Origin of the sequence: Polyangium mundeleinium (assembly GCF_028369105.1) — a bacterium.
Lineage (GTDB): Bacteria > Myxococcota_A > Polyangia > Polyangiales > Polyangiaceae > Polyangium > Polyangium mundeleinium.
Genome location: NZ_JAQNDO010000001.1, coordinates 7,638,179 through 7,657,809, shown reverse-complemented (window position 1 = coordinate 7,657,809; position 19,631 = coordinate 7,638,179). Strand labels below are relative to the sequence as shown.

Below are 19,631 nucleotides of genomic sequence, written 5' to 3'. Positions count from 1 at the left end.
GGGGCCGGGACGACTTTTGGAAGGCCCCCGCGAGGTTGTCAACACGCGCTCAAGGCGTGCTCGTGGGATCGGCCGGATCGCTGCCTGCGACTTGCTCGTCGCCGTCGAGGAAGCCGTCGAGATCGCGGTCGATGCCCATACGGACACCCGAGCCCGGAGGCGCGCAGGTATACGTGATCGCCTTGCCGCCCGCCGTCAGGACCGACTCCATCAGGGCCCTCGCGACGGGCGAGACCGAGGCGCGATCGACCAGGAATTGCCCGCTGCCGACGTACACCAAGCCAATCTCGTTCACGAGCCGGCCCTTGACGACGAGATCACACTCGCCGGCGTCGGCGCGCGCGATGAGCAGATTCACCCGACCCGACGTGACGGCCTGGTTGCTCGCGGTGAGCGTCACCTGTTGGCCCACGATCGGCGCCATGTTCGATTCGAAGGCGAGCTGGTATTGCACCATGTCGAGCTTCGCCTGGTTGCCCGCCGGCGTATTCGGGATGCCGGCCGGGTTTGCCGGGACCTCGTCGAAGCCGCTGACGAACGTGAAGAGCTCGGGCACGGCCCCGTCGTGGTTGAGGCCGAAGCCGCGGACCTGGTCGCCGAGGAACGGATCCGGCGGACGATTGCCGCTCGTGAACGCGGCGCCGAACATGCCGACCTTCGTGTACGCGTTGCGCAGGTGCGGGACCTTGAGGATCTGCGTCGTCGCGTCGAACGAGCCAAAGCCTGCGGTTCCGAAGAAGCCGGGGAAGGCATCGCCAGGGTTTGCCCCGGGATCGACGCGGTGGCACGTTTCGCAGGAGCCCTGGGACGCGACGTTCTGGGTGAAGAAGAAATCGCGGCCGGCTTGTTGCGAGGACGTGAGCGAGTTGTCGAGGTTGCGGACCGGGTTCGGCGGATAGGTGACCTGGAGGATGAAGTCCGTGAACTTCTGCAGTTGCTCGGCGGAGAGCGTCGCATTGCGGCCGAGCAGGTCCACGAAGGCCCCGTTGAACTTCTTGAAGGCCGCCTCCTCGTCGAAGGTCCCGTCGTCCGGCTGCGACGAGGCCTCGTCATTGCCGCCCGTCCGGTCGCCGCGCCAGTGCATCGGCCCGTGGTTCGACATGCCGCGCAGGCTTTGTGTCGTCATCGGCCCCTTCATCGGATGGAAGTCGGGGTTCTGGCCGAAGAGCGGATCATCCGTGCCGAAGACGGGGACGAGCTCGGGCTTGACCGGGACGAACGGGCCCGGGTTGTTCAGGACAGTCCCATCGGGATTGCCGAGATCCCAGGCGAGGCTGTCCAGATCGCCGAAGACGTGACAGCTCCCGCACGCCGCTTCGCCGTTGCTCGACGACAAGCGCGCGTCGTAAAGGAAGGCCCGCCCCTGGACCACGCTCTCGGGCTCCGGGCTGTGCATCGACACGTGCCCGATTTCCGTCTTCGTCGTGGTGTTCACGACCGCAATCGAATTGTCGAAGCGGGTGAGCACGTACAGGCGCCCGCAGTCCTCGTCGAGCACCATGCCCGTCGGCCCGCCGCCGGTGAGCTCGATCTGGTTCGCGGTGCTCGGCACGAACGTGTCGTTCTCCAGCGCGGCCGTGTTGTACACGCCGATCTTCGACGAGGCGAACGCCGCCACGTAGAGCTTCGTGCCGTCGCTCGACACGGCCATCCCGACGGGCTGCGAGAGGGTCTTCTGGTTCACGGCGGCCGGGGCCGGATACACGTCGTAATCGATGTGCTTGTTCAGGTGGCGCGGCGCCGCGTTGCCCGACCCGAGCACCGTGATCCGGCTCTCGTGCAGGTGGCCACGCAAGGTCTCGCCCGCGTACGTGCCTGGGCCCTCGAAGCGCAGGTCGTTCCGGGCCTCGGTGTTGCTGACGTAGACCTTCCCGTTCACCGGGTTCACGGCCATGTTGTAGAGGATCGTGCCGACACCTGTGTAATAGCCGGACGAACCGGAGAGCTGGCGCGGAGGATTTGCGTTCGCGTCGATCACGAACACGTCCTTGTCCGGCAGGGAGAAGCGCACCGTGCTGTCCCAGGAGCGGCCGACGACGTCCTTCCAGTGCTCGCCGTCGTGCTTGACGATGATTCCGACCTCGGGCGCGGGCACGCCCTGGAAATTCGTGTTCGGCCCCGGAACGCCGCCGGCCGCCTCGCCGCCGTCGGGGACGGCGAGGTCGCTCAGGGCCGTGGTGCGGTTGCCGGAGTGGAAGGCCGCCGCATACACGCGCGAGCCGTCGGGCGTCACCGCGAGCGCGCGGGGCGTATCGCTGAAGAGCGTGAGGATCGAGAGGGGATTGCCGCCGAGCGTCGCGCCCAGGTTTCCGGCGTCGAAGACCCACACGTCGGCGCGGCCCACGCCGGGCGTGGTGAGCTGCGGATTGTACGGCACGTTCTGGCCGCGATGGGCTGTGGTGATGAATGCGCGGTTCTTGCCGGGACCGCCGAACACGATGTCGCGCGGCTCGTCGCCGACGAGCAGCGTCCGCACCACATTGCCATTGTACCCGAACGGGCCGATCTTCACGATGCTGATGCTGTCGGAAAGATGATTGACCACCCAGATCTCGTCGTCGGATCGCGCGGCGACCGCGACTGGCTCGAGCCCCACCGGCACGGAGCCGCGGTGGGAGAGGCCGGAGGGCTCCACGCGGAAGATCTCGAGGCGATTGTCCGGCGTATTGACGGCGAACAAGAACTTCTTGTTTGGCGAGAGCGCGACGGGCCGGACTTGCCCGCTTTCGAAAAGCGTGTACGGCGTCGCGGCGGACGCCTCAGCGCCCACCGAGAGGCCCGCGAGGAGGGGCGCAACGGCGAGAATGGAGAGGAGCGGGCGACGAAATGGACGGATCGCCGCCTGGGGGCGCATGACCGGCATGGGACCTCCGTGCACGAAAAGGAGTGGCTCATCGCCAGCGGGCAATGAGTCCAAAGGATACTTTGGGGACCTTATCCGGCGTTTCCAGATTTGTAAAGGTCCAGATGTGCCGGAACTCCGTCTTCTCGCTTGCAGGCAAAATTCCGACGTCGGCTCAGGGACTTCCCCACCTTTGTCGGGGTGATCCTGATTACCGCGACGGGTAAGTCTCAACGCTTCAAGGGAGCACGGACACGTTCCAGGTAGGTCACCAGGGGATCACCGTCCACGAGCAGCGGCACGGTGCCGATGGTCTCGACCCACAACAAGACGCCGGCCAGCATGAAATCGGCATACCCCGGGTTTTGCCCCGAGAGGAACGGCTGGCCCTGGTGGGTGAGTGTGAGCCGCGCCGGATCGAAGCCCGCGCGCATCACGTCGAGCCGCGCCTCGCGGCCGGCGGCGGCCTCCTCCAGCGTGCACCCGAGCCTCGCCTCGCGGCTCGCGCGGAAATAGGCGTGATCCTTTTCGAGGAGGAGGTCGTGGATGTCCTTCACGTAGAATCGCACAATCGGAAGGAGCACGCTGGTGTACAACCAGGCATCGAGGAATCGGCAGAGGCCACGCTCCTCCGGCGAATGAAAGAGCGGCGGCCGATCGGGGTAGGCCTGATCGAGGTAATCGGCGATGGCCCACGAATCCCCCACGACGTGCGCCCCGTCTTTCAGGATCGGCACCGTCTTGAAAGCGCCGCCTTCGAGGGCCTGGATGTCGGTCATCGCCACGGGCGCCGTCTCGAATGCGAGGCGCTTGTGCGCGAGGGCGAGCTTGGTCCGAAAGCAGAAGGGGCTCGGGCGTCGATCACCCTGGGCGACGAGGTCGTAGAGGAGAATCGTCATGGGATGCTCTCCGCGTCACGCTTCCTGCTGGGGGCGCCTTTGCTTTTTCTTTCGGCGCCTGGGCCTGGGTTCGGCGGTCGAGACCAGCACCACCGCCGGATCCCGGTAGGGGCCCAGGTCCCCGGGCGCGGCCGGAGGCTCGTACGTCACGGGTCGCCCCGCCGCGTCGACCACGAGCGTGTGATCGTCGGGCGGCCCGATCGTCTCGCGCCAGGGCTCGGTGGGCATGTAATCGGCGGGCGCCTGTCCCATCAATCCCGGCACCGGGATGGCCCCGTGCGCCGCGCGTCCGATTTGTGCTCCGAGCTGTCGCGTCTCCTCGGGGATCTCCTTGCGTCGCAGGCGCGTGATGAACGTGTACACGCCAAACACGAAGACCAGAAAAGCGAGAACGACGAGAATGTCCATGTTCCCCCACGCCGGTCAACCCACGCCCCGATGGGGGACTCTACACGGATCTTCGGGGGTTGGATAGGGAGGAAGTGAGAGGGAAGGAATCAGGCCGTGAACCCGCCGTCGGCCATGAGCTCGGCGCCCGTGATGAAGGCGGCTTCGGGGCTCGCGAGATACGCGACGGCGCTGGCGATCTCCTCGGGGCGACCATAACGACCGACCGCGAGGCCCGGGCCGACGATCTTGGAGACGGGGCCCGTGGCCGGGTTCATGTCGGTATCGGTCGGGCCGGGATGCACCGTGTTCACGGTGATGCCCCGCGGCCCGAGATCTCGCACGAGGCTGCGGTTGAAGCCGGCCACCGCGCCCTTCGTGAGCGTGTAGACAGAGGCGGTCGGGAACGCGGCATAACGCGCCATCGAGCTGCCGATGTGGAGGATCCGGCCGCCGGGCTTCATGTACCGCACCGCTTCCTGCGTCGCGACGAACACGCCGGTGATGTTCACCGCGATCATCCGCTGGTAATCCTCGAACGTGATCTCGTCGACGGCGCCGAGGATGCTGATGCCAGCGTTGTTGACGAGGATGTTGATCCCGTCGAACATCTCGACCGTCTTTCGCACGGCGGCACGCACCGCGTCCGGATCACCCGCGTCGGCCTGGATCGCGATCGCCCGCCCGCCGGCGGCCTCGATCGAATGAACGACCTCTCTCGCCTTTTCGGGCGAGGCGCTGTAGGTGATGGCGACGGCCGCGCCGTCGCTCGCGAGGCGCTTGGCGATGGCCGCGCCGATCGAGCGCGAACCGCCGGTGACGAGGGCAACTTTGCTGGCGAGGGGGAAGGTCGTGGGGGTCATCTCGAATCACTCCGTGAAGCGTTGACGGGGGTAGATATCGCACGCGGATTGATTCATGATTAGGCAGAAGTCGTTGGTTTTATTTTCAATTGTTCGTTGAAGGTCAGGGCATGGAGACGCTCGTCAACCTCGAATCGTTCGTTCGCAGCGCGGAGCATGGGAGCTTCTCGGCGGCGGCGCGCCGGCTCTCGCTGACGCCGGCGGCGGTCAGCCGGAACGTGGCCATGCTGGAGGGCAACCTCGGCGTGCGGCTGTTCCAGCGGAGCACACGAAAGCTGACGCTGACCGAGGCCGGCGAGCGATTCCTGCATGCCATCCGAGGCAACCTGGAGGAGCTCCAGGCCGCGATCGTCGACGTTACGGCGGGCGGAGGCGAGCCCGCGGGGGTCCTCAAGGTCAGCATGAGCCCGACGTTCGGGATTCAGTACATCGTGCCGCTGCTCCCGGCCTTCCTCGCGCGCTATCCACGCATCCGCGTCGATTGGCATTTCGAGAACCGGCAAGTCGATCTGATCGCGGAGGGGTACGACGCGGCGATCGGCGGCGGGATCGAGCTCTCGCCGGGCGTGGTCTCGCGTGTGCTCGCGCCCGCGCACATCATCGCGGTCGCGTCGCCCGCGTACATGAAAGGCCGCACGAAGCCCGCGGATCCGGAGGGGCTTGCGGATCTCGACGGGATCGTGATGCGGTCCCTGCGCACGGGCCGGGTGCGGCAGTGGGTGATGCGAAACGCCGCCGGCGAGGAAGTGCCGGCGCGACCAGCGGAGACGATCGTGCTGAACGATCCTGCGGCGATGTGTCGCGCGGCAGTGCTGGGGCTCGGCGTCACGCTGATTGCGGTGCCCGATGCGCTGCCGTACCTGGAGAGCGGCGCGCTCGTGCGGCTCGTGCCGCGCTGGTATGCCGACGCCGGGCCGATCTCGCTTTATTGCGCGAATCGCACGCTCCTGCCCTCGAAAACGCGGGCGTTCATCGACTACCTCGTCGAGGCCTTCCGCCGGGATCATCTGGCCGAGCGATTCGCGGGGAGCCTCGGCACTTGAGCAAGATTCCGACGCAACTCCCTCGCGCTCGGAGTCGGCTTCTGTGCTCGCATTCTGGATCGCAGGAAAATATGACGACGCTTCTTCGTTCTTCGCGCCCCTGGTTTTTCGTTTCGACGCTCCTCTCCGTTGTCTCGGCGGCTTGCGGGCCGGATGCGCCGCCTGGCCCCGGATCCGGCGGCGGGGGAACCGGCCAAGGCGGCGCGGGCGGGATGGGCAGCAGCGTGAGCAGCAGCGGCCCGGGAACGGGCGGCGGCGGCGGCATCGGTCCAGGGACCGGCGGCAGTGCTGGCGAGGGCGGCAGCGGCGGTGGTGCCGGCGGCGGCGGTGGAATCGGCGGCAGCGGTGGTGCCGGCGGCGGCAGCGGTGGCGCCGGCGGTTGCGAGCAGCAGATGGCGTCTTGCCAGTACAAGACGGATACCGAGCTCGACAAGCAATCGTTTCGTCAGATTGCCGGCTATCAGTGCTGGAATCCGAGCACCGGGTGGGCGTTCGTCCCGACCCAGACCTGCGATTACGCCGAGGAGTGCAAGGCGGACGTCGGAATGGAATCCGTGTGCGTCTCGTGCGGCCCCCTGGGCGAGCGATTCGCGCATCGCGACGTCGACGGCCAGCTCGCTGAAGATTGCAAGGGCTGCAAATGCAGCGGCGGCTGGACGGTGTACGGCTGTTATGCCGAAACCGCGACGTACGGCGCGCCGTGGGCCGACGTCGTCTGGCAGCAGGGCTTCGAAGTGATTCGTTTCGCCCTGCTCGGGAGCGGCGAGGTGAAGTCGCTCGCGGGCCCCAACAAGCAGATGTCGATCCAGAACCTCCAGGTGAACACCTTCGAGATCCAGCCGAATGGCTTGGTGGATTTCGAGATCGACGCCCAGGTGATCCACACCGACAACTTCCAGCAGCAGCACACCTGGGACATGCAGGCTCGCGTGGTCCGGATCTGCAAGTGAAGGAGAGGCTCGCCCTCCTGCTGCGCCGCAACACAAACGGTCCGTAGGGCCAGAAAGTCCTTGATCTTCACGACGGTCGAGTTATGTTGCGGTGCAACAAGTCGTGCGCCCTCCGCTCCTCTCCTCCGCCGCGCAGTACCTCAGGCCGCCGAAGATCTACCACCTCTACGAGCTGCAGCGGACGCTGCTCGAGCCGCTCGCGCACATCGCCGGCGTCTCGGCCGAGGCGCTCCGGCACCCGAGCAATCCCCTGTCGAAGTTGCCCCACGTGCGGGCGCTCGGCGCGAGCCAGGCCCTCTTCCACCGCCTCGGCAAGCGGTACCCCAAGCAACCCTGGGGGATCGACGAGGTCAAGGCCCGCGGCGTCACCGTCTCCGTCGCCGAGGAGGTCGTCGTCGCCGAGCCATTCTGCAAGCTCCTTCATTTCGTGCGTCGATCCGAGGAGCCCGAGGTCGCGCGCCGCCTCGCGGCCGATCCCAAGGTCTTCGTCTGCGCGCCGCTCTCCGGACACCATTCCACGCTGCTCCGCGAGACGATCCGCACGCTGCTCCAGGACCACGACGTGTACGTCACCGATTGGCTCGATGCGCGCGACGTGCCGCTCACGGAGGGAATTTTCCATCTCGACGATTACGTGCACACCGTCATGCGCTTCTTGCGTTTGCTCGGGGCCGGCTCGGTCCACGTCGTGTCCGTTTGTCAGCCGACAGTCCCCGTCCTCGGCGCCGTTTCGCTGCTCGCGCAGGCGGGCGAGGAGACGCCGCGCTCGCTCACGCTCATGGGCGGGCCCATCGACGCGCGCAAGAGCCCGACCGAGGTGAACCTGCTCGCGACGCGGCACCCGTATTCGTGGTTCGAGAAAAACATGATTCACAAGGTCCCTGGTCCCTACGCGGGCAAGGGGCGGCGGGTCTATCCCGGGTTCCTCCAGCTCACGGCGTTCGTGATGATGAACCCGACGAACCACTGGAAGGCCAGCTTCCGCTACTGGATCGACGCGCACAAAGGTGAGTCCGGCGCTGCCGCGCGCGAGACGCACGAGCGGTTTTACGACGAGTACAACGCGGTCCTCGACATGGACGCCGCGTATTACCTGGAGACGGTGAGGGTCGTGTTCCAGGAGTTCGCCCTCGCCCGCGGGGTATGGGACGTGCGCGGCGTGCGCGTGAATCCGGCGGCGATCAAGAACACGGCGATCTTCACCATCGAAGGCGAAAGAGACGACATCTCCGGCCTCGGACAAACGGAGGCGGCGCACGCGCTCTGCGCGGGCGTTCCCGCGGCGAAGCGGCAGCACCACGTGGCCGAGGGCGCCGGTCATTACGGCATTTTCTCGGGCCGGAAGTGGCGGGAGCACGTCTATCCGAAGGTACGCGACTTCATCCGCGCGAACGGCGGCTGACGAGGAAGGCCGATGTTCCACGGCAAGACGGCGCTCGTCACGGGTTCGACCAGCGGCATCGGCCTCGCGATCGCAGAGACCCTTGCCGCGCGGGGCGCGAACGTGATCCTGAACGGCTTCGGCGCCGTCGAGGAGGCCCGCGCGTCCGTGTCGAAGCGCGCCGATACGGGCGTGCGCGTCGGCTACTTCGGCGCCGACCTGAGCCTCGCGGCGGACATCGAAAGGCTCGTCGCGCACGCGAACGCGGAGTTCGGCGGGATCGACCTGCTCGTGAACAACGCGGGGATCCAGCACGTGGCGAACGTCGACGAGTTCCCCGTCGACAAGTGGGACGCGATCCTCGCGATCAACCTGACGTCGGCCTTTCATACGACGCGGCTCGTCCTGCCGCGCATGAAAGAAAAGAACTTCGGCCGCATCGTGAATGTCGCGTCCGTGCACGGTCTCGTCGCCTCGGCCGGGAAAGCGGCCTATGTGGCGGCGAAGCACGGCCTCGTGGGCTTGACGAAGGTGACGGCGCTGGAGACGGCGCGCATCAACGTCACGTGCAACGCGATATGCCCCGGCTGGGTGTTGACGCCGCTCGTGCAAAAGCAGGTCGACGACAGGGCCGCGCGCGACGGGATCTCGATCGACGAGGCGAAACGCTCGTTGCTCGCTGAAAAGCAGCCCTCCAGCGAATTCGTGACGCCGGAGCGGCTCGCCGAGCTCGTGGCATTTCTTTGTGGTGAAGCGGCGTCACAGGTGCGTGGCGTCGCGTGGACGATGGACGGCGGCTGGACGGCGCAGTAAGCCGGGCGTCACGACCCTCGCGGATCACTCGGCCGTCTTCGGACCACAACAAGACGACGCCGAAGGCTTCACGTCCGGCTTTTGCGAGAGGCCGACGGGCGTGGAGGACGCGCTCGTGTCCTTGTTCAGGGCCGGAGACGCACCCATGACGGCGGCGTCCGCCTTCACGACGAACACCTCCCAGGAGTTCCCGTCCGGATCCTCGATCCACACCTTGTCCTGCACCGCATAACAGCAGGACGTTTCTTCCTCCGTCATCGTCCGGAGGCCCGCGGCCTCGAAGCGAGCCTTTGCCTCCACGACGTCGTCCGTGCTCGCGACCTGGACGCCGAAATGGCTGGCATTGACGCCCGTGCGGGGAGCCTCCTGCATCGTCAGGTTGAGCAAGGGGACCTCCAGATCGAACTTCGCATATCCGGGACGCCGCTTCGTCGCTGCGACGCCGAACGCTTTCTCGTAAAAGGCGACGGATTGGTCGATGTTGGTGACGTTCAACGACACGTGAGGCTTGAGGACGTTCATGGGCGTCTCCTTGCTCCTACCATTGTCGACCCCACAAGGGGAGGGGAGCTACCGATGGAAGAACGACGTTTGCTGAAATCGCAGGCCCGCGAGAATCTGCTCCACCCGCTCGTCGGAGAGCGCCCCGATGCGCTCGCCGAGGCGTGCCTTCTCCACCGAAGAGATTTGCGACACGACCACGACGCTCCGCTTGGGCAGGTTGCCTTCACCCTCGTCGAGCAGCACGTTTCCGGGCTCGTGGGCGCGGTGCAAGTTCGACGTCAATGCACATACGACCACGGTATGGATGCGCGAATGGTTGAAGAGATCGTCCTGCACCACCACATGCGGATGAAAGTAACCCGGGACGGACCCGCGGGATGCATCCGGTTCGATCCAGAATAAGTCACCTCGATTGATCGGCGCTGGACCCGTACCCATGCCCCTTCCTGTTCCTGCGTACGCGCCTGCGCAAAACGATGCCCAGGGCCCATGCGATCAGCGCGCTCGGCGCGAGGGACTCCGCGCGGGGCGCGCCCGCGACCTTGCATCCGCAACCCTCATCACCCGTGGAATCACGCCCGCCGGAGCCGGAAGAATCGCCGCCGACGCCGCCCGCGCCGCCCGCGCCAGGATTCGAGCCGCCCGCGCCAGGATTCGAGCCGCCCGCGCCGGGATTGGAGCCGCCGGCGCTGGAGCTGCTCGCGCCGCCGCCGGTACCGGAGCTGCTGCTCGATCCTGCCTGGGCCATGGGCTCACACCATTTCATCGCGACATTGCACACGTAGCCCGGGGCGCACGCCGTGTCGTCCGTGCAGCTCGTGGCGCATTTGTTCGCGACGCATGCATATCCTTCCACGCAGCTCGCCTGCGTGCCCGGGGCGCACGTCCCGCTCCCATCGCATTGCGAGGGGTTCGTCTGCGTGGTTCCCTCGCAGGAGCCCGCCGCGCACGGCGTGCCCGCCGCATACATCGCGCAATCGCCGGCCCCGTTGCATTGCCCGTCGAGCCCGCAGCTCGAAGGCGGCTGCGCCGCGCACTCGTCGTCGGGATCCGTGCCCATCTTGATGGGCTGGCATTGCCCGTCGGCCCCCTGGCCTTTCTTGGCGGCCGTGCAGGCCTCGCAGGAGCCCTCGCAGGCCGTGTCGCAGCAGACGCCGTCGACGCAGAAGCCCGAGCTGCACGCGGCGCCGGTCGAGCAGGGGACGCCGGGCATCCCCGGGGGCTTGCAGGCGCCGCCGATGCAAAGGGTGCCGGACAGGCATTCGTTGTCGTTCGCGCACGGATTCTTGCACGATCCCGCCGAGCAAACGTAAGGCGCGCACTCCTTCCCCGCCGGGTCGGACACGCACTGGCCCATGCCATCGCAGATCTGCCCCTTGACGATGGTCCCCTGGCAAAGCGAGGCCCCGCAGGAGGTCCCCTGCGCATGAAGCTGGCAGGCCCCCGCGCCATTGCATTGGCCATTTTGCCCGCAGCTCCCGGCAGCTTCGAGCGCGCATTCATTCTCGGGATCCGTCCCGCTCGCGATGGGCCCGCACACGCCGTTCGCGCCGGCGCCCTTTTTCGCCGTGGTGCACGCCTCGCAAAGGCCGGTGCAGGCCGTGTTGCAGCAGACGCCGTCGACGCAAGCGCCTGATTGGCACCAGACGTCGCTCGTGCAGGCGGCGCCGTTCGGCTCGAGCTCGCCGCAGACGCCGCCGACGCACACGTTGCCCGCCGTGCAATCGGCGTTCGCCGTGCAGGTCGTGTTGCACGCCCCCGCCACGCAGGCATACGGCGCGCAGCTCGTGGCGGTCCCTGCGGCTGCGCACGTGCCCATTCCATTACACGTGTTCGACTGCGCGGAATCCCCCACGCAGACCGCTCCGCATGGCGTGCCCTGCGCGTGGAGCTGGCAGGCGCCCGCGCCATTGCAGCTCCCCGTCGTGCCGCAGGAGCTCGCGGCCTGGTTCGCGCACTCGTTGTCCGGGTCCGAGCCCATCGTGATGGGGCCACATTCGCCGTCGAGGCCGCCACCCTTCTTCGTCGCCGTGCAGGCCACGCAGGCGCCATTGCACCCCGTGTCGCAGCAGACCCCGTCGACGCACGATCCGCTCGCGCACTGGGCGCCGGTCTGGCAGGAGACGCCGTTCACGCCGAGCGTCGGATCCGAGACGAGGCGGGCCCAGACCCGATCGGCGCCATGAGGCTGCGCCGTGTCGAAGCGCTGGTAGACGAGCAGCGCCTCCTTGGAGGGGCCCGCGGCGATCGCGGGGGTGAGCTCGTTTTGCGCCGGATCATTCGCGAGGACGATGCCCGTCGTGTCCGTCACGACCCCGCCGGGCGTGAGGCGCGCGCCGTAGATGTCCTGGCGGCCGCTCACCGCGCGGTCGTCTTGCCAAACGACCCAGTATTGCGTGCCGTCCCAGACCGCTCGCGCCGTGCGTTGCGTGTTCGCCGCCGTGGAGATGCCGATCCCCATGGGATCGAGCACGGCGCCGGTGCTACCCACCCGCGCGCCACGAACGTCGCTGCTCGTGTACCACGCGACCAGCCATTCGACGCCATTCGACGTGACGGAGGGCTCGTACTCGGGCGCGGAGGTGGCAGCGACGTTGATGGCGAAGTTGCCCGTGTCGAGCACGGCGCCGGCCGGCGTCAGGCGCGCTGCCGCGACGTCGTACCCCATCGCCCCGGGCCTCGACCAGGCGACGAGGTAGTTCGTCCCATTGTAGGCCACCGCGGGCGATGAGCCGCCGCCCGTCGAAATTTGAATACCCGAGCCATCGAGCACCGTCGCGGCCGGGGAGACGCGGCTCGCCCAGATCTCGGCATTCACGGCGTCTTGCCATGTGACGAGCCAGTTCGTTCCATCCGACGAGACCGCGGGCGTGCTCTGGCTGCCGGTGGCAGTCGCGATCGGCAGCCCCGACGGATCGAGCGCGCTCCCGGTGCCGCTGACGCGCGTGGCGTAGACGTCGTCGTTGCCGGCGCGGCCATCGGTCCAGGCGACGAGCCAATCGGTGCCGAGCGAGGCGACCGAGGGAGAGTATTCGCTGCCCGTGGCCTGCGAAATCGCGATCCCGCTCGGATCGAGCACCGCGCCGCTCGTCGTCAACCGCGCCCCATAGATGTCCGTCGTCGTGCCCGGACGTCGGTCCTCCCAGACCGCGAGGTAATTCGTCCCGTTGTAGGCCACGGCGGGGCGCGCTTGCGCGTTCGCCGCGCGGGAGAGGAGCTGGCTCGTCGCGTCGACCTTGGTGAACGTGTTCGAGACGCGCAGCCCGAAGACGTCCGACGGGTTGGCGGAGCTCGCCTGCCGGGTATCCGTGAAGGCGAGGAAGAAGTTCGTCCCGTCGTGCGCCGCCGCCGCCATCGAGCTCGAGCCGGGCTCGGCGATGAGGGCCGTCTTCGGGATCGTCACGTTGCCGAGCGAATCGACGAACAGACCGTAAATTTCGTTGCTCGTCGTCCCGAACACGCCATAGCCATTGCCTGCGAAGGCCACCGAGAGGGCGGAGCTCGACTCCGCGAGGTACTTGCCGGAGCTCGTATCGAGGATCGCACCCGCATTCGTGATGCGCTGGCCATAGATGCCGCTGTCCCGCCACACGGCGAACCAGTTCGTGCCATCGGAGGCGACGTCGAGGTCGCTCGTCGTGCAATAGGAGCAAATCGTGAGGTTCGACGCGTCGAGCACCGTGCCCGAGGGCGAGACGCGGCGGCCGTGGACGTAGCTCGTGCTCGCGTTGAGGTTGTCGAACACCACCAGATAGTTCGCCCCGTTGAACGCGATGCTGATGTCGTCGATGTAGGTATTGCTGGACGCGAACGTGAACTCCGGGGTCATCGTCCCATCGGGCGCGATCAAACGACCATAAAGACCGTAGCTGCGCCTGTAGGCGACGAGGTGGTGCGTGCTGCCGAACGCGACGGCCGCCGGCCCCTCCCCACCCATCGCGCTCACCGTGGCGACCGGGATCCCGTCGGGATCGAGCACGGCGCCGCTGCTGCTCACGCGCGCGGCGTAGATGTCCCCCTGGGCGTCTTGCCGCTGGTCGGTCCACGTGACCATCCAGTTCGTCCCATCGAAGGCGATGTCGGGCTTCTGCTGGATGCCGGCTGCATTGGAGATCACGATGCCGGAGGTATCGAGGATCGTCCCTGTGCTCGAGACGCGAACACCATAGAGATCATCCGTGCCCGTGCGCGCGTCACGCCAGACGACGAGGTAGTTCCCGCCGCCGTAGGCGACGGCCGACTCCGTTTGGGTCCCGGCTGCGCCACCCTGGATGACCCCATCGATTCCGAACTCGGGCCCGATGACCGGGTCGAGGACGGCTGGAAACGCGCCTTCGTCGAGCGCCCGCTCCGGGACCCGCAAGACGATGTGCCCCGCCTCGAAATCGACGGGCACCGAAGTTTTTTGCCCGCGAGCGTCGATCCACGTCGCGACGCCATAACGCACGCCGAGCCCCGTCGCCGGATCGACGAAATGAAGCCCCGTCTCGGTTTCTTTCGTGAAGATCTCCCCCGAGACCGCGATCCGGACCTCGAGATCCCCGCGACCCTCGGGCTTTTTCGCGAACGAGAAGCTCTGCTCGACGCCCTGCTCGGTGTTTTCGAGGTGCTCGACCACGTCGCCGTGCGTGATGGCGACACGCGCGCTCGGATCGAGGTCCGCTCGCGCGTCGCGCGCGCCCTGCAAGGATACGCCGCCGCGCTCGATCGACGTCAGGGTGGCGACGAACGCGGCGCCTTTCACCGCATCGCGCCCTGAGTCCTCCTCAGTGGGTTGGTACGGCGCGACCTCGAACGAGCGCGCATCCGCGCGTACGGCATACGTCGTGTGGCCCCCGCGGAACGAATCTCCTTCGGGGCGAAACGCGAAATGGACGCGTCGCATGACATCGCCGAGCCCGAGTTGCCCCGCAGCGGACGCCGGGGCCTGGCTCGGGGGCGCCTCCGTCGCCTGCGCGCCGCCCTCGGGCCGCTCTGCGGTCGTACACCCGAGCGAGGCACTCACCAGCGTGAACCACAAGGCCGTGCGCGCCGTGCGCGGCCGCGATCGAACCAGGGACCCGGGGGAGCAGGACGCGCGCAAAACCGTAGACATGCCAGTTTCCTCGCAGGATGTTGGCCCGCCCCGGGCCTTCGAACCGAGGCAGGCGCCGATCTCGCTCGCATCTGGCGGCAGGTAAGCCAGCGTGTCAACCGGAATTACGCGCTGCGGCGATGCTTTGCGCAACCGGGATCACCTGGGTCGCGTGATGCCATAACGTTCGAGGCGACGATAGAAGGTCGCTCGTGGAATGGCGAGGGATCGTGCCGCCAGCGCGGCATTCCAGCCGCTGTCGGCGAGCGCGCGGAGGATGACCTCGCGCTCGGCGTCCCCGCGCGGCCGCTCGATCCGCCGTGAGGGCCAGGGCCGTGCGTCGCCGAGGCCGAGATCCCCGGGCCGGATCACGTCGCCTTCGGCGAGCACGATCGCCTTCATGAGCACGTTTTCGAGCTCGCGCACATTGCCGGGCCAGGAATGGGCGAGCAGCACGCGCATCGCCGACGGCGTGATGCGCGGCGCTGGCCTGCCGAGCTCCCGGGACGCGCGCGCGACGAGGTGGGCCGCGAGCTCCGGCAGGTCTTCGAGCCGGTCGCGAAGGGGCGGCAGCGTGACCTCGACGACGCCGACGCGGTAATAAAGATCCTCGCGAAAGCGGCCGAAACGCACCTCGGCCCGGAGAGCGCGGTTCGTCGCGCAGACGAGCCGAAAATCGACGGGGACCGTCGTGTCGCTCCCGAGGGGGCGCACCACGCGCTCCTGCAGGACGCGGAGCAATTTGGCCTGCACTTCGAGCGGCATTTCGCCGAGCTCGTCGAGGAAAAGCGTCCCGCCCGACGCCGCCACCATGAGGCCCGCGCGGTCGCGATCCGCGCCGGTGAACGCGCCTCGTTTGTGGCCAAAGAGTTCCGCTTCGAGGAGGCTCGCCGGCAAGGCCGCGCAGTTGATCCCCACGAAAGGGCCTGACCGGCGCGGGCTCGCGTCGTGCACGGCGCGCGCGACGAGCTCCTTGCCGGTGCCGCTCTCCCCGAGGACGAGCACCGGGAGTGGTGACGCGACGACGCGGTCGAGCGTCGCGAGCACGCGGCGGAGGGCAGGGCTGCGGCCGACCATTCCCCGATCGTCGTGGCGATGGTCGAGCGCCTCCTGCTTCGCGCGCACCTCGTCGCCGAGGCGTACGATCTCGGCGGCCTGGAGCCGCGCCAGCTCCTCGACCTTGCTGCGCTCGGCTTCGAGCTCTTCGGTGCGGCGCCGGAGGTCGTCGATGAGGCGCGCGCGCCGGAGGACCAGCGCGACATGATCGGCGAACCCGAGGAGCAGGTCGATGTCCGCCTCGCGAAACCGCGCCTCGGTGAAGCGATTGTCGAGGTAAAGCGCGCCGATCACGCCGTCGGGGGAGCGGATCGGGACGGCAATGACGGAGCGGAGGCGCATGGCGTGCACGGAGGCATTGTCCCGGAAACGTTCGTCCTCGCGCGCGTCGGCAGTGCAGACGGGCAGGGCCGTCCGCATGGCCTTTTCGGCGATCGAGCGGCTGTACTTGAGGTGGCTCTTGCCGATCTGCTCGCGATCGACGTTGCGCGCGGCCGGCACGTGCAGCGCCCCCGAGCGCGGGTCTTCGAGCACGAGGAAGCCTCGTTCGGCGCCCGTCAGCTCGATCGCGGCGTCGAGCGCCATCACGAGGATGCCGCTCGCCTCGTCGGTGCCATTGAGCTTCCGGTAGAGGTCGAGCAAGCGCGCGAGTTTGTCCGCGCGTCCCTGCGACGCGTCGGCGACGTGGCGCGGGACGGGCGCCCGTGTTCGCCGTCGTGGATGGGCGAAAAATGCGCTCCGAAGCTCCGGCGCGAGGCCCGAGGCGGCCTCCTCCCACAGCGCGTCCGCGCGTGCGCGGAGCGTCGAGGCGCGGGCGCGTTCGCCGGTATTGTCGAGCGCGGCGGCGAGCCGGCTCGCGCAAACGGCGACGAGGTCGGGCTGCCCTGCGCGATCGGCGGCGCTGAGCGCTTCTTCGAGCCGATGCAGCTCGCCGGCAGGCAAACCACGCAGGCGGTCGAGCTCCGCCCGCCCGAGGGCTTCACGTGCGGCGACGTCGGGCGCCTCGCGCGCCTCGCCGGCCACTGCATCGAGGGCGCGGGCGCTGGCCGGGAGGTCACCGGCGGCAAGCTCGATGTCAGCGCGTTCGAGCGCGACTTCGGCCGCCTCGCGCGCCATGCCGAGCTGGCCGAAGGCCACGCGGGCCCGCTCGGCGGCGTCGCGGGCGAGCGCGAGATCCCCGAGGCCCCATGCGTTTTCCCCCGCTGCCGACGCGGCCGCAGCGGCAATGGCCGCAAGCCCGGTGGCCGTGGCCTCTGCCTCGGTTCGTGTCGCGGTGCGGAGGCCGCGCTCGAACGCGCCGACGTCGGCCCATAACTTCGCGAGGTTCGAGGCGAACAGCAGGCCGATGTCTTGCTGGCCGAGCGCGCGGCTGACCCGCGCGCCGCGCTCGTAGGCGTCGAGGGCCTCCGCGAACCTGCCGAGCTGGTGGCACGCGGTGCCGAGGTTCGAGCACGTCCGCGCGATGGCGTCGCTCAGGCCGTGCTCCTCCGCGATCCACAACGCCTCGCGGTGGCCGGCGAGCGCCGCGCGGACGTCGCCCGCGCGGTAGTCGTGAATGGCGCGGTAGCTCCGTGCGCGGAGCAAACGCCGCGGCGAGCGCTCGGTCGCGGCCGCCGAGAGCAGCTCCAGGAAATGGCGTGCCGTGCGGAGATCGCCGAGGTGGGTCGCGGCGACGACGAGATCCTCCAGCAGGTCGGCACGCACGTCGTCGTCCGGCAGCGTAGGCGCGGCTGCGAGCGCGGCCTCGGCGACCCCGCGCGCTTCTGCATGGCGCCCGAGCCGCGTGAGCGCACGTGCTTCGAGATCCGCACGCCGCGCCTGTCCCACGTCGTCGAGCGGCTCGCGCGCGGCCTCTGCGAGGACCGTGAGCGCCCGCTGCGCTTCTCCCTGCTGCGCGAGGCAACTCGCGAGCGTGAGGAGCGCGCCGCCGCGCCGCGCCCCTTTTCGGAGGCGTGGCAACCTTCGTTCGATCGCCTCGCGCGCGCGGGCCGGATTGCCGGCGAGCTCGATGACTCGCACCGCGAGGTGCCACGCCTCATCGTCGGCGTGTTCGGCGTCGAGCACGGCTTCTGCCGCGCCCCGGAACGCGCGTGGATGCTTCACTGCGTCCGCCCTGTGCTCCGCGAGCCGACGCGCGGACTCGGCCCTTTGTCCCGCGAGCGCCCAGTGCTGCAGGGCCTGTCCTGCCGCCTGGATGCGTTCTTCGGCCGACGCTGCGGCATCGGCCACGCGTGCGTCGAACGACGCGGCGATCGCCGCGTGGGCCTCGCGGATCGCCTCGTTTCGGGCGGACCTGCCCTTCGCGACCGCACGATCGAGCTCGCCCTCTGCGACGCTGCCGGCTTGGATCTCCGCGACGACGTCGGCGATCGCCGCGGCGTGACCGCCCGTGGCCGCGCAGAGCTCCGCCTCGACGCCGGAGAGACCCACGTCCAGCATCCATTGCTTCACCGCGTGCGCCGGGAGCGGCCCGAGCCCGATCACCTCGCAGCCGGCGGGTGCGCCGCCCAGGAACATGCCCGTTGCGTGATCGATTTCGGTGACGACGACGAGCGCCGGATCGGCCGGATCGAGCGACCGCGCGAGGGCCGAGAGCGCTTCGCGGTCGTCGTCGGGCAGGAGGTGAACGTCGTCCACGAGCAGCGCCACCGGTGTGCCCCGACGAACCAGCCGATCCCGCGCTTCGAGCGCGGCGCGCAGGCCGCCTTCGGCATGAGGCGCGGAGGTGGCGCGCTCCACGAGGGATCCGAACGGACGCCGCGTCGTGGCGAGGGCTTCGACGGTCGCCACCCGCGTCTGCGCGATCCACTTGAACTCGCGCAGCAGCCGGCTCCTCCCTGCGCCTTCGGGGCCCCGGACGACGGCCACGCGTGGCCCGGCGAGCCCTGCTTCGAGGCGATCGAGGAGCGCGACGAGACGGCCGAGCTCGGCCTCTCGGCCCACGATCCGCGGCGCATCCCGCGGCGGCACGCGCACCCACGACGCGTGCCCGCCGAGCGCTTCGATGACCTCCTCCGCGGAGGCGGGACGCGCGGCGGGATCCGGGTCGACGAGCCGGCTCGCGAGGCGCTCCACCAAAGGCGGCAGCTCGTGCCCGCGCGCGAGCTCGCGCAGCGTGACGCCGACGGCATAGAGGTCGCTGCGCGCATCGGCGCGCTCGCCGCGGAGAACCTCCGGTGCGATGAAGCGCGGCGTCCCGCTCGGCGCCGCTGCCCTCCCGAGCCGGCCGGCGCACGACAGATCGAGCAGCACGCCGCGGCCACGCGTGTCGACGAGCACGTTCGCAGGCTTGAAATCGCCGTGCCTGAGCCCGAGGTGATGCAGGAACGCGAGCGCGGAGAGGGCATCGACGAGCGGCGCGCGGAGCGCTTCGAATGCAAGCGCCGCCCGATCGAGCTCGCGCCCCTCGACGACCTCGGTCGCGAGGTAGTGCAGCGCAGCGCGCTCGCCGTCCCGCGGCAGCGACCCGAAATCGAGCACGCGGACGAGGTGCGGGTGAACGAGGCCGGCGAGATAACCGAGCTCTGCGCGGAGCGCCCACTCGTCCTCCGCGCGCCGCAGCACCTTCAGCGCGACGTTGGTCTCGAGGACGAGGTCTTTCGCGAGGAACGTCCGCGCGAGGCCGCCCTCGCCGAGCGTTGCGATGATCCGATAACGGTGGGCGAGGATCTCTCCCTGGACGACCAAGACCGCGAAGTGTCCCATACGTGTCTCAATGTCTCAAGGAGACACTTGCCGGGAGGGGGCCCCCTCGTTGCCCTTCGCAAATCCGCATGTTTTCTGCGTGGCGTGACCTTGGTACGCCGCCTGCTAGGGGGC

Annotated in this window: 12 protein-coding genes; 4 read left to right on the top strand and 8 right to left on the bottom strand. The window is 68.6% G+C overall.

Annotation, left to right across the window (positions count from 1 at the left end; genetic code table 11):
* Positions 1 to 49 precede the first annotated feature (49 nt).
* The 4 genes from POL67_RS30440 to POL67_RS30425 form a co-directional block, all read right to left on the bottom strand.
* Positions 50 to 2,854 carry a hypothetical protein gene (locus POL67_RS30440; RefSeq protein WP_271923467.1) on the bottom strand — a complete coding sequence of 935 codons (2,805 nt, stop codon included), beginning with the start codon at positions 2,852 to 2,854 and terminating at the stop codon, positions 50 to 52.
* Between the two features lie 218 nt (positions 2,855 to 3,072).
* Positions 3,073 to 3,741 (bottom strand): glutathione S-transferase N-terminal domain-containing protein, encoded by a 669-nt coding sequence (locus POL67_RS30435; protein ID WP_271923466.1) that lies wholly within the window; start codon positions 3,739 to 3,741, stop codon positions 3,073 to 3,075.
* Between the two features lie 15 nt (positions 3,742 to 3,756).
* Complete coding sequence (locus POL67_RS30430) at positions 3,757 to 4,149, bottom strand: hypothetical protein (protein WP_271923464.1); 393 nt, start codon at positions 4,147 to 4,149, stop codon at positions 3,757 to 3,759.
* Between the two features lie 89 nt (positions 4,150 to 4,238).
* Positions 4,239 to 4,991 (bottom strand): 3-oxoacyl-ACP reductase family protein, encoded by a 753-nt coding sequence (locus POL67_RS30425; protein ID WP_271923462.1) that lies wholly within the window; start codon positions 4,989 to 4,991, stop codon positions 4,239 to 4,241.
* 110 nt (positions 4,992 to 5,101) lie between these two features.
* Between POL67_RS30425 and POL67_RS30420 the strand changes: the two genes are divergently transcribed.
* From POL67_RS30420 to POL67_RS30405, 4 genes are all read left to right on the top strand, one after another.
* The gene (locus POL67_RS30420; protein WP_271923460.1) at positions 5,102 to 6,034 is read left to right on the top strand and encodes a LysR family transcriptional regulator; all 933 of its coding nucleotides are present in this window, start codon (positions 5,102 to 5,104) and stop codon (positions 6,032 to 6,034) included.
* Positions 6,035 to 6,105: 71 nt separating this feature from the next.
* Entirely contained in the window at positions 6,106 to 6,984 is an 879-nt protein-coding gene (locus POL67_RS30415; protein WP_271923458.1) for a hypothetical protein, read from the top strand.
* Positions 6,985 to 7,087: 103 nt separating this feature from the next.
* On the top strand, positions 7,088 to 8,386 hold the full coding sequence (locus POL67_RS30410) for a polyhydroxyalkanoate depolymerase (RefSeq protein ID WP_271923456.1): 1,299 nt from the start codon (positions 7,088 to 7,090) through the stop codon (positions 8,384 to 8,386).
* A 12-nt stretch (positions 8,387 to 8,398) separates the two neighbouring features.
* Entirely contained in the window at positions 8,399 to 9,178 is a 780-nt protein-coding gene (locus POL67_RS30405) for a 3-hydroxybutyrate dehydrogenase (RefSeq protein ID WP_271923454.1), read from the top strand.
* Positions 9,179 to 9,202: 24 nt separating this feature from the next.
* Here POL67_RS30405 and POL67_RS30400 read toward each other — a convergent pair whose 3' ends face one another.
* The 4 genes from POL67_RS30400 to POL67_RS30385 all read right to left on the bottom strand — a co-directional run bounded on the left by POL67_RS30400 (position 9,203) and on the right by POL67_RS30385 (position 19,517).
* Positions 9,203 to 9,700, bottom strand: a complete 498-nt coding sequence (locus POL67_RS30400) for an ArsI/CadI family heavy metal resistance metalloenzyme (protein WP_271923452.1) — start codon at positions 9,698 to 9,700, stop codon at positions 9,203 to 9,205.
* A gap of 48 nt (positions 9,701 to 9,748) precedes the next feature.
* On the bottom strand, positions 9,749 to 10,120 hold the full coding sequence (locus POL67_RS30395; protein WP_271923450.1) for a type II toxin-antitoxin system PemK/MazF family toxin: 372 nt from the start codon (positions 10,118 to 10,120) through the stop codon (positions 9,749 to 9,751).
* Complete coding sequence (locus POL67_RS30390) at positions 10,086 to 14,777, bottom strand: hypothetical protein (protein WP_271923448.1); 4,692 nt, start codon at positions 14,775 to 14,777, stop codon at positions 10,086 to 10,088. Before POL67_RS30390 ends, POL67_RS30395 begins: the two co-directional genes overlap by 35 nt.
* A 138-nt stretch (positions 14,778 to 14,915) precedes the next feature.
* The gene (locus POL67_RS30385) at positions 14,916 to 19,517 is read right to left on the bottom strand and encodes a sigma 54-interacting transcriptional regulator (protein WP_271923447.1); all 4,602 of its coding nucleotides are present in this window, start codon (positions 19,515 to 19,517) and stop codon (positions 14,916 to 14,918) included.
* Between the last annotated feature and the right edge of the window lie 114 nt (positions 19,518 to 19,631).